The 15,145-nt window shown below is 74.3% G+C and carries 12 protein-coding genes, 1 tRNA gene and 1 pseudogene; 3 read left to right on the top strand and 11 right to left on the bottom strand.

Annotation, left to right across the window (positions count from 1 at the left end):
• Positions 1-6: 6 nt before the first annotated feature.
• Entirely contained in the window at positions 7-840 is an 834-nt protein-coding gene (locus ACN20G_RS14830) for a PhzF family phenazine biosynthesis protein (protein ID WP_424213245.1), read from the bottom strand.
• Between the two features lie 122 nt (positions 841-962).
• Here ACN20G_RS14830 and ACN20G_RS14825 point away from each other — a divergent pair, with 122 nt between their 5' ends.
• The 3 genes from ACN20G_RS14825 (at position 963) to ACN20G_RS14815 (ending at position 3,224) form a co-directional block, all read left to right on the top strand.
• Complete coding sequence (locus ACN20G_RS14825) at positions 963-1,502, top strand: TIGR00730 family Rossman fold protein (protein WP_424213244.1); 540 nt, start codon at positions 963-965, stop codon at positions 1,500-1,502.
• Positions 1,503-1,611: 109 nt separating this feature from the next.
• Positions 1,612-1,684 (top strand) — tRNA-Arg (locus ACN20G_RS14820).
• 169 nt (positions 1,685-1,853) lie between these two features.
• Positions 1,854-3,224, top strand: coding sequence for an IS701 family transposase (locus ACN20G_RS14815; protein WP_424213243.1), 1,371 nt, complete (start codon positions 1,854-1,856; stop codon positions 3,222-3,224).
• Here the strand turns inward: ACN20G_RS14815 and ACN20G_RS14810 are convergent.
• The 10 genes and pseudogenes from ACN20G_RS14810 to ACN20G_RS14765 form a co-directional block, all read right to left on the bottom strand.
• Positions 3,137-4,123, bottom strand: coding sequence for a transaldolase family protein (locus tag ACN20G_RS14810; RefSeq protein WP_424213242.1), 987 nt, complete (start codon positions 4,121-4,123; stop codon positions 3,137-3,139). The genes ACN20G_RS14815 and ACN20G_RS14810 overlap by 88 nt on opposite strands.
• A 46-nt stretch (positions 4,124-4,169) precedes the next feature.
• Positions 4,170-5,624: a dihydrolipoamide acetyltransferase family protein gene (locus ACN20G_RS14805; protein WP_424215513.1), complete on the bottom strand. Its 1,455-nt coding sequence runs from the start codon at positions 5,622-5,624 to the stop codon at positions 4,170-4,172.
• Between the two features lie 35 nt (positions 5,625-5,659).
• Complete coding sequence (locus ACN20G_RS14800; protein ID WP_424213241.1) at positions 5,660-6,640, bottom strand: alpha-ketoacid dehydrogenase subunit beta; 981 nt, start codon at positions 6,638-6,640, stop codon at positions 5,660-5,662.
• 1 nt (position 6,641) lies between these two features.
• A complete protein-coding gene (gene pdhA, locus ACN20G_RS14795; RefSeq protein ID WP_424213240.1) occupies positions 6,642-7,847 on the bottom strand; it encodes a pyruvate dehydrogenase (acetyl-transferring) E1 component subunit alpha in 1,206 nt (401 codons plus the stop codon).
• Positions 7,814-8,920, bottom strand: a pseudogene (locus ACN20G_RS14790) (serine hydrolase domain-containing protein); the annotation flags it as partial. The gene pdhA and the pseudogene ACN20G_RS14790, both read right to left, overlap by 34 nt.
• Positions 8,921-8,974: 54 nt before the next feature.
• The gene (locus tag ACN20G_RS14785; protein ID WP_424213239.1) at positions 8,975-9,664 is read right to left on the bottom strand and encodes an HAD-IA family hydrolase; all 690 of its coding nucleotides are present in this window, start codon (positions 9,662-9,664) and stop codon (positions 8,975-8,977) included.
• Positions 9,661-10,539, bottom strand: coding sequence for a sugar phosphate isomerase/epimerase family protein (locus ACN20G_RS14780; protein WP_424213238.1), 879 nt, complete (start codon positions 10,537-10,539; stop codon positions 9,661-9,663). Before ACN20G_RS14780 ends, ACN20G_RS14785 begins: the two co-directional genes overlap by 4 nt.
• Entirely contained in the window at positions 10,536-12,737 is a 2,202-nt protein-coding gene (locus tag ACN20G_RS14775) for an ROK family protein (protein ID WP_424213237.1), read from the bottom strand. Before ACN20G_RS14775 ends, ACN20G_RS14780 begins: the two co-directional genes overlap by 4 nt.
• Positions 12,734-13,978 (bottom strand): sedoheptulose 7-phosphate cyclase, encoded by a 1,245-nt coding sequence (locus ACN20G_RS14770; protein ID WP_424213236.1) that lies wholly within the window; start codon positions 13,976-13,978, stop codon positions 12,734-12,736. The genes ACN20G_RS14775 and ACN20G_RS14770 overlap by 4 nt, the downstream gene beginning before the upstream one ends.
• Positions 13,979-14,128: 150 nt before the next feature.
• Positions 14,129-15,079, bottom strand: a complete 951-nt coding sequence (locus ACN20G_RS14765) for an aldo/keto reductase (protein ID WP_424213235.1) — start codon at positions 15,077-15,079, stop codon at positions 14,129-14,131.
• Positions 15,080-15,145: the final 66 nt, after the last annotated feature.

Below are 15,145 nucleotides of genomic sequence, written 5' to 3'. Positions count from 1 at the left end.
CTGCCCTCAGAAGACGTGCAGCTCGCCGGTGACCGTGGTCAGGGCCCCGCCGGCCAGCAGCACCCGGTCCCCCACGACCTCGGTCCGCACCCGGCCCCGGCGGGCCGAGCCCTGCGCGCCGACCAGCCCGTCGCGGCCCAGCCGGGCCGCCCAGTACGGGGCGAACGCGGTGTGCGCGCTGCCCGTCACCGGGTCCTCCGGGATGCCGTGGGCGGGCGCGAAGAACCGTGACGCGAACGCGTACCCCGACCCCGCCGGATCGGCCGCCGGCGCCGTCACCGCCAGCCCCCGCAGGCCCTCGCGCGCGGTGAGCGCGGCGATGGCGAGGAAATCGGGGCGCACGGCGTGCACGGCGGCCTCGTCCGCGAGGACCACCAGCAGGTCGCCGAGGGCCCCCGTGGTGAACACCGCCTCGGGCACGGCCGCGCCGCCGAGCGCGGCCACGAGCCCCTCGGGCACCGGCGCGGGGTGGTGCGGGGCGGCCGGGAAGTCCAGGGTGATCGCCCCGTCCGCGTCGATCCGGGCGAACAGCGTGCCGTGCCGGCGGCTGCTCAGGGCCAGCGTGCCGGTGCGGCCGTGCTCGGTGTGCAGGACGTGGGCGGCCGCGAGGGTGGCGTGCCCGCAGAGGGATGCCTCGACGGTCGGCGTGAACCACCGGATCTCCCCCTCCGCGTCCGAGGCCCCCGGCAGCACGAAGGCGGTCTCGGGGTGGGCGAGTTCGGCGGCCGCGGCCTGGAGCCGCGCGTCCGCGGGCCACTCCCCGGCGGGCAGCACGACCACGCCGGCGGGGTTCCCGGCGAAGGGTCGGTCGGTGAAGGCGTCGACGACGTGAAAGCGCATGCCGGCACGCTAGACCCCCCGCGCCCGGCCCGCCCCGGCCAATCCCCGAGAAGCGGCCCACCACCCCGCCGCCCCGTCCACCCCCCGGACCCGGCCGGCGGGGGCGCCGTTACGGTGGGCCGGTGAACGTTTGCGTCTTCCTCTCCGCCGCCGACCTCGACGTGCGCTACACCGAGCCGGCCCGCCGGTTCGCGGAACTCCTCGGCGAGGCCGGCCACACCCTCGTCTGGGGCGGCTCCGACACCGGCCTGATGAAGGTCGTCGCCGACGGCGTCAGCGAGGCGGGCGGCCGGCTCTCGGGGGTCTCGGTCGACTTCCTGGCCGCCAAGGCCCGCCCGGTGACCGCCCCCGACGAGATGCTCTTCACCCGCGACCTCGCGGCACGCAAGGCGGCGCTCATGGAACGGGCCGACGCCTTCGTGATCATGGTGGGCGGCATGGGCACCCTCGACGAGGCCACCGAGATCCTGGAACTCCGCAAACACCGCAGGACCACCAAGCCGGTCGTCCTGCTGAACACGGCGGGCTTCTACGACGGCCTGCACGAACAACTCCGCCGCATGGAACTGGAAGGCTTCCTCCCCCTCCCCCTGGCCGACCTGGTCTCGATCACCGCCGACCCGGCCGAAGCCCTCGCCCTCCTCCGACCCCCCACCCCCTGACCGAAGAACCGGCACCGCCGATTCGTCGCGATCGGCTACTCTGTCCCTGGTCAACCTTGGGCGAAGCCGCCGTGCCCGCACAGCCACCCGCCCAGACCCGACCCACCCCGCCTTCGTAGCTCAGGGGATAGAGCACCGCTCTCCTAAAGCGGGTGTCGCAGGTTCGAATCCTGCCGGGGGCACCGTACAGACGAGGCCGACCGGAATCCCGTTTCCGGTCGGCCTCGTTTCGTGGGACGGTCGACTGTCGAGTCAGGGCCGAGCGGGCTCCCAGGCAGGGTCCACCGGGATGCGAAGCGGATCTTTTTCAGTGGATCGGTCCGGCAAGACCGCGTCACCCGAAGAGGCTCCGTGAACACCGTCACCATCGCCCGCACCGCCCCGCCCGCCCTCGTGTCGAACCCGTGCCCGGACCACCCCCGGTCGATGCGAGGCTCCGGGGATCGTGGTGGTGTCCTCGCCCGGGACCCCGGGGCACCCGCCCGGCAACACGACGCAGCCGATCGACTCGGCGCGGAGTTGTTCCCCGGGGTGCTCAAGCGGCGGGACCAGCGCGAGAACGCCGAGCGGTACGTCCAGGGACTGCTCACCGCGCGGGGCCGCAAGTCCATCCGCAACGTGGCGCGTTCCGCCGGCGGATCCGAGTCCGTCCAGCGGCTGCACCACTTCATCAGCTGCTCCCCCTGGGCATGGCTGCCCCTGCGCGAGGCCCTGGCCCGTCGGGCCCTCCTGCCGGAGGTGCCGCAGGCGTGGGTCCTGCAGTCCCTGGTCATCCCCAAGACCGGGAGCCACTCCGTCGGAGTGGGCTGCCGGACGCGACCGGCCCGGGGACAGGCGGCCGGGGGCCAGCACGCGTTCGGCGTGTGGCTGGCCTCCGAACGATTCGCGGTGCCGGTCAACTGGCGGCTCTCGCTGCCCTCGGGCTGGCTGCGGGACGACGAGCGGCGCCGCCGGGCCGGCATCCCCGAGCACGTCGTCGAGGAGACCGTCGAACAGTCGGCCGTCGCGTCCGTCCTGGAGCTGACACGGCGTCCCCGTCTGCCGCTCCTGCCCGTCGTCATCGAGCGGTACCCGGGCATCGATGCCCTGTCCATGGCCCGCGCGCTGCGGACGCACCGCATGCCGTTCCTGCTGCGGGTGGCCGACAGCACCCCTTTGGTGCCGGCCGACCGCCGTTCGCCCGGCTACGGCGCCCGCTGGTGGCACGCCCGTGACATCGTCGAAGCGGTCAAGGGCCTGCGCAGGTCCGCCGGCTGGACGGACCCGACGGCGAAGGACGCGGCCCGCACCTCGCTGGTGGTGTGCGTGCCCGTGCGGCTGCCGGCCACCGACCCGGCCCGCCGCGCGTCGGAGCCCCGCCCCGACCGGGACCTGCTGCTGTTGGGCGAATGGCAGGACCCGAACGCTCCGGTGTCACGGCTCTGGCTGGTCGACACGGATCCGACGCCGGCGGGCGACCTGCTGACCCTGACGAAGCTGGGCGGGCGGGTCGAGCACGACTTCGCCGAGATCGGCGAGGAGGTCGGGCTGCGCGACTTCGAGGGCCGGTCCTACGGCGGCTGGCACCGGCACATCACCCTGGCCTCGGTCGCCCACCTGGCCCGGGTGATGGAGCGCCGGGCCGAGACCGGCGATCAGGCCGCCACGGCCGGGCGGTCGACCGGTGCGCGCTCCAACTCCGCGACCACCTCGGGGTGCCGTACCCCGAACCAGCTCAGATAGTCCAGGACCCGCCGGGACCCCTCCCGTTCGCGATGGGCCCGAGCGCCGCCGATCAGCGCGTCCTGCGCGACCGCGTCGAGCACACCCGCGGGCAGGACCACGGCGGTGCCGGGCGCCACGAGTTCCTCGACGTAGCGGGTGCCGCGCCGACCGGGCACGAGGTCGTACGCCGAGGTCCACACGAGGAGCCCCGGCCGGGCCCCGGCCGCCACGAGCGCGGCCAGGCGCGGCGACGCCCCGGGGGCCCACGCCTCCGCGAACTCGTGGTAGGCCAGCCGGGCCGCGGCGAGGCCGGCGCGTCCCTGGAACGCCTTGGCCTCCTCGGTCCCCGCCTTGTCGAGGAGGACGTCCACGGCCCCGTCCACCGGTCCCACCGCGAACTCCACCCCCAGGTCGATCGAGGACAGGTCCAGCCCGGCGTCCACCGCCCGCTCCAGACCGGCCAGGTGGGCCCGGACCAGCTCGCCCAACCGCTCCCCGGAGTACACCGGGCCCACCTGCACGGAGACGCCCTCGGCGATCAAATCGGTGACGGCCTCGGCGACGGCCGGCACGCCCGGCAGGCCCACCCGCAGGTTGGGCCGGTCCACGGCGCGGACCAGCGCGCGAGCCGCCGCCACGAGGCTCCGGGCGTCCGGGTCCGGGCCCGGGGGCGGCAGGACCGGCAACACCACCGGCCCGACGGCGCCGCTCGGGGTCCGGTCCGCCCGCGACAGCAGGTCGCAGGCGTGCCGGACGGCGTCCGGGGCGGCGTCGAGAGGAGCGGTGATCCGCAGGCCGGTGACCCGGCCCTCGGTCACGGCCGCGCGGATCCCGGCCTCGGGGCCCTCGGCGGTGAGCGTGGTCTCCGCCCACACCGCCACCCCCTCGGCGCGGAGTCGGGAGAGTGCGTTGCCCATGTCCTTCGTTCTTCCCTTCGTGAGATGTCGAACCGTCTGGTGCCGGTCAGGCCCAGGTGATGAGTCGGCGGGGGTGTTCCAGCACGGCGGCGATGTCCGCGAGGAACTTCGAGCCGAGTTCGCCGTCGATCAGGCGGTGGTCGAAGGAGAGCGCCAGAGTGGTGACCTGACGCGGCTTGACCTTGCCCTTGTGGACCCACGGCCGCGGCTTGATCGCGCCGACCGCGAGGATCGCCGACTCCCCCGGGTTGAGGATCGGGGTCCCGGTGTCCACGCCGAACACGCCCACATTGGTGATCGTGATCGTGCCGCCCTGCATGTCGGCCGGGGAGGTCCTGCCCTCCCGGGCCGTGGCCACCAACTCGGACAGGGCCCGGCTCAACTCCGGCAGCGTCTTGTCCTGCGCGTCCTTGACGTTCGGGACGATCAGACCCCGCGGAGTCGCCGCCGCGATGCCGAGGTTCACGTAGTGCTTGAGCACGATCTCCTGCGCCGCCTCGTCCCAGGAGGCGTTGACCTCCGGATTGCGGCGGACCGCCACGAGCACGGCCTTGGCGATGAGCAGCATCGGATTGATCCGCAGCCCCGCCAGGTCCGGGTCCTCCCTCAACTCCGCGACCAGCTTCATCGTGCGGGTCACGTCGAGGGTGACGAACTCGGTGACGTGCGGGGCGGTGAACGCCGAACCGACCATCGCCTGCGCCGTCACCTTGCGGACCCCCTTCACCGGAATCCGCGTCTCCCGCACACCCACCACCGAAACCGAAGCCGAGGCCGGGGCCGGGGCCGTCGAAGGGGCAGGCGCAGCAACAGGGGCCGCGGTCCCGTTCGGCGAGACCGCCGGCGCGGGCGCCGCCGCGGCCAGCACGTCCTCACGCGTCACGATCCCGTGCGCGCCCGTGGGCACCACGGCGAACAGGTCCACGCCCAGGTCCTTCGCCAGCTTGCGCACCGGCGGCTTGGCCAACGGACGCTCCCCCACCGGCTCCGCCGGCGCCTCGGCCACGACCGGCGCGGGCGCCGGGGCGGCCGGGGCCTGCGCCGGCACCACGGGCGCGACGGCCGGGGCCGACGCCGGGCCGGTCTTGCGGGCCCGCCGCTTCGTGGAGCCCTGGGACACCCCGTACCCGACCAGCACCGGCTGCCGCGCCGGGGCCGCCTCCGAGCCCGCCCCGGCGTCACCACCGGCCGGGGCCGACTCGACCGCCGGGCGCTCCGGGGCCGGGGCCTCGACGCCGGCCGCGCCCGCCACCTCGACGGAGATGATGACCTGACCGACGTCGACGGTCACACCCTCCTCGAAGTGCAGCGCCGACACCGTCCCGTCGAACGGAATGGGAAGCTCGACGGCCGCCTTCGCCGTCTCGACCTCACACACCACCTGCCCGTCGGTGACGGTGTCGCCCACCGCCACGAACCACTTCAGGATCTCGGCGTCGGCCAGGCCCTCGCCCACGTCGGGCATCCTGAACGCGCGCGTCGTGGACGCGGTCGCGGTCATGGTCGTCACGTTCCGTCCTCCCTGTGGCTTCGGCTTCAGTACGTCAATGCGCGGTCGACGGCGTCGAGCACGCGATCCAGTCCGGGCAGGTACTCGTCCTCCAACCGCGCCGGCGGGTACGGCGCGTGGAACCCGCCGACCCGCAGCACCGGGGCCTCCAGGTGGTAGAAGCAGCGCTCGGTGATCCGCGCCGCGATCTCCGCCCCGACCCCCAGGAAGACCGGGGCCTCGTGCACCACGACCAGGCGCCGGGTGCGCTCCACGGAACGCTGGATCCCGTCGAAGTCCACCGGGGACATCGACCGCAGGTCCAGCACCTCCACCGACTTGCCCTCCTCGGCGGCGGCCTCGGCGGCCTCGCGGCACACCTTCACCATCGGCCCGTAGGCGGCCAGGGTCACGTCGGAACCGGCACGCACCACCCGCGCGGTGTGCAGGGCGTCGGGGATCGCCTCGACGTCCACCTCGCCCTTCTCGTAGTAGCGCCGCTTCGGCTCGAAGAAGATCACCGGATCCTCGCCGGCGACCGCCTGCCGCAGCATCCAGTACGCGTCCGACGGGGTCGACGGGGAGACCACCTTCAGCCCCGGGACGTGCGCGAACAGCGCCTCGGGGGACTCACTGTGGTGCTCCACCGCGCCGATGCCGCCGCCGTACGGGATCCGGATGACCACCGGGAGCCTGACCCGCCCGCGGGACCGCGCGTGCATCTTCGCGAGCTGGGTGACGATCTGGTCGTACGCCGGGAACACGAACCCGTCGAACTGGATCTCCACCACCGGCCGGTAGCCGCGCAGCGCCAGCCCGATCGCGGTGCCGACGATCCCCGACTCCGCGAGCGGGGCGTCGATGACCCGGCCCTCGCCGAAGTCCTTCTGGAGCCCGTCGGTGATCCGGAAGACGCCGCCGAGCCGGCCCACATCCTCCCCCATGACCAGCACCTTGGGGTCGCTCTCCAAGGCGGCGCGCAGCCCGGCGTTGATCGCTTTGCCCAGGGTCGTCGTCTGTACCGCCATGTCAGGCCTCCACCGGGACGAAGGAGTCCTGGTAGCGCGCGAACTCCGCGCGTTCCTCCGCGACGAGCGCGTGCTCCCCGGCGTACACGTGCCGGAACAACAGGTCGTGGTCGGGGTCGGGCATGGTGCGCACGCCCTCCCGGACCCGGCGGCCGATCGTCTCGGCCTCCGCGTCCACGGCCGCGAGGAAGGCCGCGTCGGCGTGCCCCTCCCGGGTGAGCAGGCGGCGCAGCCGCAGGATCGGGTCCCGGGCCTCCCACCGCTCGACCTCGGCGGCGTCCCGGTAGCGGGTCGGGTCGTCCGAGGTGGTGTGTGCTCCCATCCGGTAGGTGTACGCCTCGATCAGGTACGGGCCGGCGCCCTGGCGGGTGTGGTCGAGGGCGGCGCGCGTGACGGCCAGGCAGGCCAGCACGTCGTTGCCGTCGACCCGGACGCCCGGGAAACCGAAGCCCTGGGCCCGCTGGTGGATGGGTACGCGGGTCTGCTTCTCGTTGGACTCCGAGATCGCCCACTGGTTGTTCTGGCAGAAGAACACCACCGGCGCGCCGTTGACCGCCGCGAAGTTGAACGCCTCGGACACGTCGCCCTGGCTGGTCGCCCCGTCGCCGAAGTACGCGATCACGGCCTCGTCGGCGCCGTCCTTGGCCACGCCCATGGCGTAGCCGGTGGCGTGCAGGGTCTGCGAGCCGATGACGAGGGTGTAGAGGTGCACGTTGTGGGCCTCGGGATCCCAGCCGCCGTGGTCGGCGCCCCGGAACAGTGCCATGAGGTCCAGCGGGTCCACGCCCCGGCACCAGGCGACGCCGTGTTCGCGGTAGCTGGGGAACACCCGGTCCGCCGGCCGGAGCGCCCGGGCCGAGCCCACCTGCGCGGCCTCCTGGCCCAGCAGCGAGGGCCACAGGCCCAGTTCGCCCTGACGTTGCAGAGCGATGCCCTCGGCGTCGACGCGGCGGACCACGACCAGGTCGCGGTAGAGCGCGCGCAGTTCGTCGGGGGTCGGGTCCAGGGCGTAGTCGGGGTGGGTGACGCGCTCCCCTTCGGGGGTGAGCAGCTGGACGAAGGAGTCGGTCATGTCCGGTCCTCGGCGTCCAGTGCGGTGACGGCGGCGGCGACGGCCTTGAGGACGGACCCGGCCCGCTTGTCGTCGGGGCCGAGCGCGATCAACCGGTTCATGACGTAGGAGACGCCGACCCCGGCCCGGGGCCACGCCTGGTTCGCGGAGCCTCCGGCGCCGTCGTGGCCGAAGGAGTTCCCGTCCGGACCGGGGCGTTCCTTGGTCCGCAGCCGGTAGCCACCCCCGCCGTAGACCATGGGCACGTCGATGAGCTGGTCCGTCTTGCGCACGCGCGGGGCGGCTGCCTCCTCCAGCAGGGTGCGCGAGAGGATCGCGGGGGCTTCGCCGTCGGGGCGGACCGCGTCGAGGGCGAGCAGGCCGTACATGCGGGCGAAGGCGCGGGCGCTGCCGCTGACGTTGGCGGCGGGGATCAGGGAATGGCGGCGGTCGGCGGTGTTCCAGACGCCCTCGTCCTCGGGGAAGGGGATGGGGTTCTGCCAGATCCGCTGGGTGAGCGGGTCCTCGCTGGTGAAGTAGCCGCTGAACTGGGCCCGGAAGCCGGATCCGTACTCGGTGTACGCGGTGCGGTGGTCGAGTTCGGGGCCGGTGCCGAAGTGGATGTCGAGGTCGTGGGGGCGGGCGATCTCCTCGGCGAAGAAGCGGTCCAGGGTTCGTCCGTCCACGCGGCGCACGATCTCGGCGACGATCCACCCCGCGGCGTAGGGGCCGTAGAGGATGCCCTCGGCCCGGGGGTCGGGTTCGGGGGCCTGGTCCGCCAGCAGCTTGGCCATGCCCTCGGCGTCGCTCAGGTCGCCTTGGGCCAGGCGCGCGGCCACGGCGGGCATCCGGGCGGTGAAGGTGACCACCTCGCGGACGGTGATCCGTTCCTTGCCCCGTGCGGCGAACTCGGGCCAGTAGCGGGCCACGGGCGCGTCGAGTTCGACGCTGCCCCGGTCGACGAGGAGCAGCAGGGCGGTGACCATGATCCCCTTGCTCCCCGAGAAGATCATCTGGAGGGTGTCGTGGTCCCAGGCGCGGCCGGTGTGCTTGTCGGCGACGCCTCCGACCAGGTCCACGACGAGTTCGCCGCGGCGGGTGACGGCCAGTGCCGCACCCTGGTCGTCGCGCTCGGAGAAATTGCGTGCGAACTCCTCGCGGACGGCTTCGAAGCCGGGTGCGACGTGACCGGTGACACCGGGGTGCTGGTGGGTGGGGTCCAGGGACATGTGCGGGTTCCTTAGGCTGGTGGCGGCGGTGGCCGGCGCGGTCGGGGGCGGGGCTCAGGGGCGGGACGCGGGGAGTTCGAGCGCGATGCCGTCGGCGAGGATCCGCGGCACGATGCCGTCGAAGTCGGTGATCCGGGGCAGTCCGTCGGCGAGCGGGCCGCCGTGCGGGCCGACGACCAGGGCGGGGGCGCCGGCGGCGAGCGCGGCGCGCAGGCCCGCCTCGGCGTCCTCCAGGACCAGGGCCTCGGCGGGTGCGACGCCGAGCGCGGCGGCGGCCCGGACGTAGCCCTCGGGGTCGGGCTTGCCGTGGACGACGTCATCGGCGCTGACCACGACCCGGGGCATCGGCAGGCCGGCGGCGGCCATCCGGCGGCGGGCCAGTTCGCCGCTCGCGGAGGTCACCAGGGCCCAGCGCTCGACGGGCAGGGCGGCGAGGAGGGCGGCGGCGCCGGGGAGGGCGACGGTGCCGGTGGTGTCGGCGACGTCCTGGCGCACGAGCCATTCGGTCTCCGCGGCGAGGTCGGTGCCGGGCGGGGCGTGCCGGGCGACGGTCTCCGCCGTGGGGCGGCCGTGGGAGTCGGCGAGGATCGCGGCGACGTCCAGGCCGTGGCGGTCGGCGAACCGGGTCCAGGTGCGTTCGACGGCGGCACCGGAGTCCACGAGGGTGCCGTCCATGTCGAACAGGAGGGCCCGGGCGGTCAGTGTGCCGGCGACCGGTGTGGTGGTCGGGGTGGTGGTGGTCACGTGCTGGTCCTCTCCGTCGCCCGGGCGGGCGGGGTCCGCGCCGGGTCGTCGGCGGTGGCGGTGGTGGCGGCCGGGGCGAGGGCGGCGGCGTGGCGGCGGGCCCGGCGCAGGTCCTCGGCGAGCAGCCGGGGGTCGGTGGTCCGGTGGTCGTTCTCCAGGACCACCGCGTACGGGTGGACGCGGTGGCGACGGACCGCGTCGAGGGTGGTGTCGAGGGCGCCGTCCCCGTCCCCGAGCAGCGGCGTGCCCCCGGGGCCGGCGGGGCCGTCCTTGAGGTGGATCTGGTCGGCGAGGAACGGGGCGGTGGCCGCGACCAGTTCCGTCGTGTCGAGGCCGGCCTCCCGGGGGTTGTACGTGTCGAGCAACAGGCGGAACGCCGGGGAGCCCACGCGGGTGACGAGGTCGACGGCGGCGGCAGGCGGGAGCACGTTCTCCCCCGCCAGCAGCAGGCCCCGGGCCGCCGCCTCGGCCGCGGCCCGGGACAGCACCTCGGCGGTGCGGTGCAGCGCCGCGGGGCCGTCGATGGCGCTGCGCCGGAAGCTGGGCACGAGGACCAGCCCCGCGCCCAGGGCCTCGGCGGCGTCGAGGAGCCGGGCCAGCACCCCCCGGACCCGGGCCCCGTCCGCGCTGCCGTCCGGCGCGGTCAGCCCGATGTCGTTGAGGGTGTTGGCGGAGACGGCCAGGACCGGGACCCCGTGGGCGGAGGAGGCCGCGCGGACGGCGGCGAGCCGGCCGGGCCCGTCGATCGGGTCCGCGCGGCCCGGGCCGCCGAGGTCGACCTGGACGCCGTCCGCGCCCGCACGGGCGGCCAGGGTCACGGCCGCCGGTCCGGTCGCCGGCAGCCGCCAGTCGACGAGTCCGACGAGCGGGGTCACGACTTCTCCGCCGCGAACCGCACCGCCAGCTTCACCATGCGGCGGCCGTCCACCGTGCGGCGGCGGCTCACGGCGAGCCGCGACATGATGCGCACCGCCTCGGCGGGTTCCACCACGTGCGTGACGAGGTCCCGGTACAGCTCGGGTTCGCGGCACAGCTCGGCGGCGGCGTCCAGCAGGTGGCAGTTGGAGGCGCCCCGGTGGCCGAAGACCCGCACGGGGTGTCCGTCGGCGGTGGTGAGGGACTCGATGTGCGGCGGTTCGGGCACGCCGGCGCAGTTGGCCGCGCGGATGGTGCCAAGGTCCGCGCCGGGCAGGGCGGCGACCCGGCCGCCCTTGGGCACGCCGCCGAGCAGGTCCACGAGGACCTCGCGGCCGGCGGTCGCGGCCAGGGCCGTCTCCATGCAGGAGAGCATGGCCACGGCCGGGGTGGCGAGGAGCACCGCGACGGGGCCGTCCGCGAAGTGCGAGGCGAGTTCCTCCGGGGTGAACCGGCCGTGCTGGACGCGCACGTCCGCGGCGTGCGGGGCGGCCGCGCTCCAGTCCATGCCCTCGCCGGTGTGGTGGACCTGCACGGTGCGCACCCGGGGGCCGACCCAGTGCTTGGCCGTGCGCACGGCGAGGTGTCCCACCGTGCCGTCGCCGAACACGAGGAGGGTGCCGGGGTTGCGTTCGCGCAGGGTGAGCATGGCGTAGCGGACCACGGCCAGGGGCTCCACGAGCGCGGCCAGTTCGCCTTGCGGGACGGTCGGCAGCGGGACGACGAGACCGCCCCGGACGGCGTTGGCCGGGATCAGGGTGCGTTCCTGGAGCAGGCCGTCCACGTTGTGGCCGAGGAGGAAGGTGGGGTCGGTGCGGTGGGTGGGGTTGACCACGACGAGGGTTCCGGGGGCCAGGCCGCGGTCGACGCCCTCACCGACGGCGACCACGCGGGAGATGCCCTCGTGGCCGAGCACGGGGGCGCCGTCCTGGCGCAGGCCCCGCAGCATCTGAAGGTCCGTGCCGCAGACGCCGGCCACCGCCGTGCGGACGCTGATCTCGCCGGGGCCCGGTTCCGCGGTGGGTCGCGGCAGCAGGTGCAGGCCGCGGTCGTCGCGGACGATGGCCTGGTGGGTGGCGTCCCGGTCGCCCGGGGCGGGCCGCAGGAGGGCCTCCATGCGGGTCCCGTTGGCCGCCGCGAGGGCCGCGATGCCGGCGCCGACGAGCCCGTTGGCCTCGCCGGGTCCACAGACCGTGACGTGCTCCTCGACCCATTCCGGGGCCCGCTCGCCGGTGAGGTAGAGCGGGGTGCGGCGCAGGTGGCGCAGGACCGCCCGACGGTAGTGCTCGCCGAGGGCGACGGCGGCGCCGCCGGTCAGGGCCAGTTCGTCGATCTCGGGGTCGAGGCACAGGGCGTTGCGCAGGACGTCGGCGACGGGGGCCGTCACGGCGTCGAGCAGTTCGCCGGCGAGTTCGTCGGCCGCGTCGAGGGCGGTCGTGAACGCGGCCTCGAACGGGTCGCCGGCGGCCATGGCCTTGCCGAGCAGGGAGTCGTCCCAGCGGGCGCCGACCCGTTCGCGCAGGACCGTCGCCATCCGGCGGATGCCGGGGCCGGAGGAGTAGGCCGCCACGTGCCCGGACTCACCGCAGTCACAGGTCAGTTCGACGGGACGGCCGGCCAGGTACGCGGGCGCGGGCAGGTGCCCGACCTCGCCCTGAAGACCGCACGCGTCGGTCGGGATGACGTCCCGACGCAGGTCGATCGTCCGACAGGCGATCCCCGAGCTCACCGTCAGCAGGGCCACCTTGCGGTGCCCGCGGAAACGCGGCGCGGACGCGAAGTGCAGCAGCGCCGCGGTCACGTCGTTGACCACGTACCAGTCCACGTCGGGACGCCGCTCGTACAGCATTCCCGGCAGGTCGAGCACGGTGGTCGTGTCCCCGAACAGCGGCCCCGACCCGTACACGATGCCGCTGCGGTGGTCGAGCGCGGCGCCGAAGGAGATCCCCGCCACCGCGTCCACCCCGACCGGAACCGCGTCGCACATCTGGTCGATGAGCAGGCTCTGGATCTGCGCCGCCGACAGCTCCGGGCGCAGCAAGCGGCTCGGGGTCGCGCTGTCCTTCACGTCCGCGAGGCCCCGGCCCACCGACCAGCGGGCGTGCCGCAGGTGCGTGCCCCCCACGTCGAACACGAACACCTCGGAGGACTCGCTCACCGCCGGTCGCCGTTCACCGGCGCGACGTCGAGGTCGTCGGCGAAGGTGTGCACGAACTTCAGGGCCGTGCTCAGTTCCTCGCCGGTCACGTCGTTGACGAAGGCGCACGCGCCGAGCCCGCGCGTCAGCGGCAGCCGCTGGAACCCGTCCCGGTGCTTGACCGCGTCCTCAAGACCGACCTCCAGCAGCTCGGGGGTGAAGACCGGGTGCACCACGGGCAGGCCCGCGGCCGCGATCAGGCCCAGCGCCCGCTCGGCCTCGGCCTCGGTGATCAGGTCCCGGCCCGCCGCCAGGGCGATACACACCGCCATGTCCACGGCCACCGCCTCGCCGTGCAACAGCGGCGGGTCCGCGCGCAGTTCCAGGGACGGGCTGAAGGTGTGCCCGTAGTCCACGGACCGCTCCAGCACCGCCTCCCACAGGTTCGGCTCCAGCTCGTCCAACATGCCGGCGATCGCCCGCGACACGATCTCACCCGTGGCCGGGCCGCAGTCGGCGAGGGAGTCGCTGTCGACGTCCGCGACGACCTCCTCCAGCAGCCGGAACAGGGCGCCGTCCTTGATCAGGGCCATCTTGATGATCTCGGCGAGGCCGTTGGCGACGTGCCGGGCCGGCACCGTGCGCAGGAACTCCGGGTCGATCAAGGCGGCCTCGGGCGCGTAGTAGGTGCCCAGCCGGTTCTTGTGGGTGCCGTGGTTGACGCCCGTCTTCACGCCGATGCCCGCGTCGATCTGCCCGACCAGGCTGGTGGGGACGCGCACGTAGGGCACGCCCCGGCGGTAGAGGCTCGCGGCCATGCCGACCACGTCCATCAGCACCCCGCCGCCCACGACCACGACCTTCTCGGTGCGGCGCAGGATGCCCATGGCGGTCATCGCCTCGGTGACCTCCACGACCTGGTCGAGGTTCTTGGTCTCCTCGTCGCCCCGCATCACCTTCCAGCGGGCCTCGACCCGCCAGGCGTCGAAGTAGGCGCGCAGCCGCTCCCCGTACAGCTCGTCCACGACCCGGTCGATCACCACGAGGGTGCGGACCCCGGTGTGCCCGTCACCGCCCACGGCACGCGCGAGTGCGGGGTTGGCCGGGTTCAGCAGGCCGCGGGTGATCGACACCTCGTAGGCCACGGGCTGACGGGCCTGGACGTACCACGTCAGTTCGGGCGGGCGGGGGATGTCGAGGGCGGCGGCCAGGCTGCGCGGGCGGGAGCCGGGGTACACGCTGGACGGTACGGTCTCGGTCATCTCAGGGGTCCTCTCGTGCGGGTGGGATGGGTGGATGCGGCGCGCGGCCGATGGCCGCCGGGTACCCCGCCCGCCGACGACGGTCGGCGGGCGAGGTGGGGCGACGGGCTCCCCCGGGGTGTGCGGGCCCTTCGTCGTGGACCCGGCGGATCACGCCTCCGGCGCGCCCTGCGGCGCGGGCAGCGCGTCGAGCTCGGCCAAGTCGGCGGCGGTCAGCTCCACGTCGGCGGCGCCGGCGTTCTGCACCAGGCGGGCCTCGTTCTTGGTGCCGGGAATGGGCAGAAGGTGCTCGCCGCGGGCGAGCAGCCAGGCCAGCGCGACCTGGGCCGGGGTCGCGCCGTGCCGGTCGCCGACCGCGCGGACCACGTCGACGATCGCCTTGTTGTGCGCGAACGCCTCCTGGGTGAAGCGCGGCTGGGTGCTGCGCCAGTCGTCCTTGGGCAGGTCCGCCGGGGCCGCGAAGGCGCCGGTCAGCAGGCCACGCCCGAGCGGGGAGAACGGCATGAAGACGATGCCCTGCTCGGCGGTGAAGGGGATGACGTCGGCGAAGGCGTCACGGGTGAACAGGGACGCCTCGGACTGCACGGCCGCCACGGCGTGCACCGCCTGCGCGGCCCGGATCTGCTCCACCGTCACGGCGGACAGGCCCAGCCGGCCGATCTTGCCCGCGGCCACCTGCTCGGCGAGGGCGCCCCAGCTCTCCTCCAGCGGTACCGAGGGGTCCACCCGATGCAGGAAGTACAGGTCGATGTGGTCCGTGCCGAGCCGGCGCAGGCTCTCGTCCACGGCCGACTTCAGGTGCTCGGGGGAGCCGTTGAGGCCGATGCCGTTCTCGTCGACGACGAGGCCGCCCTTGGTGGACAGGACCACCCGGTCACGGTTGCCCTTGAGGGCACGGCCGACGAGCTCCTCGTTGGTGAACGGACCGTACGCGTCCGCCGTGTCGATCAGGTTGACGCCCAGGTCGAGCGCCTTGTGGATGGTGCGAACCGACGCGTCGTCGTCCTGGCCGTGCGGGTCGTAGCCGAAGGACATGCCCATCGTGCCCAGACCGATGCGTCCGATCGCGGGGCCGTTGACGCCCAAGGTGGTGGTGCGCATGGCGAGATCACTCCTGGAGGGATGGTGGTGGGTGGTGTGGCGCGGTGCGCGCGAGGACCGGGGCCG

This window comes from Streptomyces dryopteridis (genome assembly GCF_049606955.1).
Lineage (GTDB): Bacteria > Actinomycetota > Actinomycetes > Streptomycetales > Streptomycetaceae > Streptomyces.
Note: the sequence above shows the minus strand (reverse complement) of the source record. Positions and strands in the feature narration are given on the sequence as shown.

Bases quoted from the DNA above. Each gene is read 5' to 3' on its own strand.
- ACN20G_RS14805 (WP_424215513.1), bottom strand. From the start codon at position 5,624: ATGACCGCGACCGCGTCCACGACGCGCGCGTTCAGGATGCCCGACGTG.
- ACN20G_RS14765 (WP_424213235.1), bottom strand. From the start codon at position 15,079: ATGCGCACCACCACCTTGGGCGTCAACGGCCCCGCGATCGGACGCATC.
- ACN20G_RS14810 (WP_424213242.1), bottom strand. From the start codon at position 4,123: ATGGGCAACGCACTCTCCCGACTCCGCGCCGAGGGGGTGGCGGTGTGG.
- ACN20G_RS14770 (WP_424213236.1), bottom strand. From the start codon at position 13,978: ATGACCGAGACCGTACCGTCCAGCGTGTACCCCGGCTCCCGCCCGCGC.
- ACN20G_RS14830 (WP_424213245.1), bottom strand. From the start codon at position 840: ATGCGCTTTCACGTCGTCGACGCCTTCACCGACCGACCCTTCGCCGGG.
- ACN20G_RS14800 (WP_424213241.1), bottom strand. From the start codon at position 6,640: ATGGCGGTACAGACGACGACCCTGGGCAAAGCGATCAACGCCGGGCTG.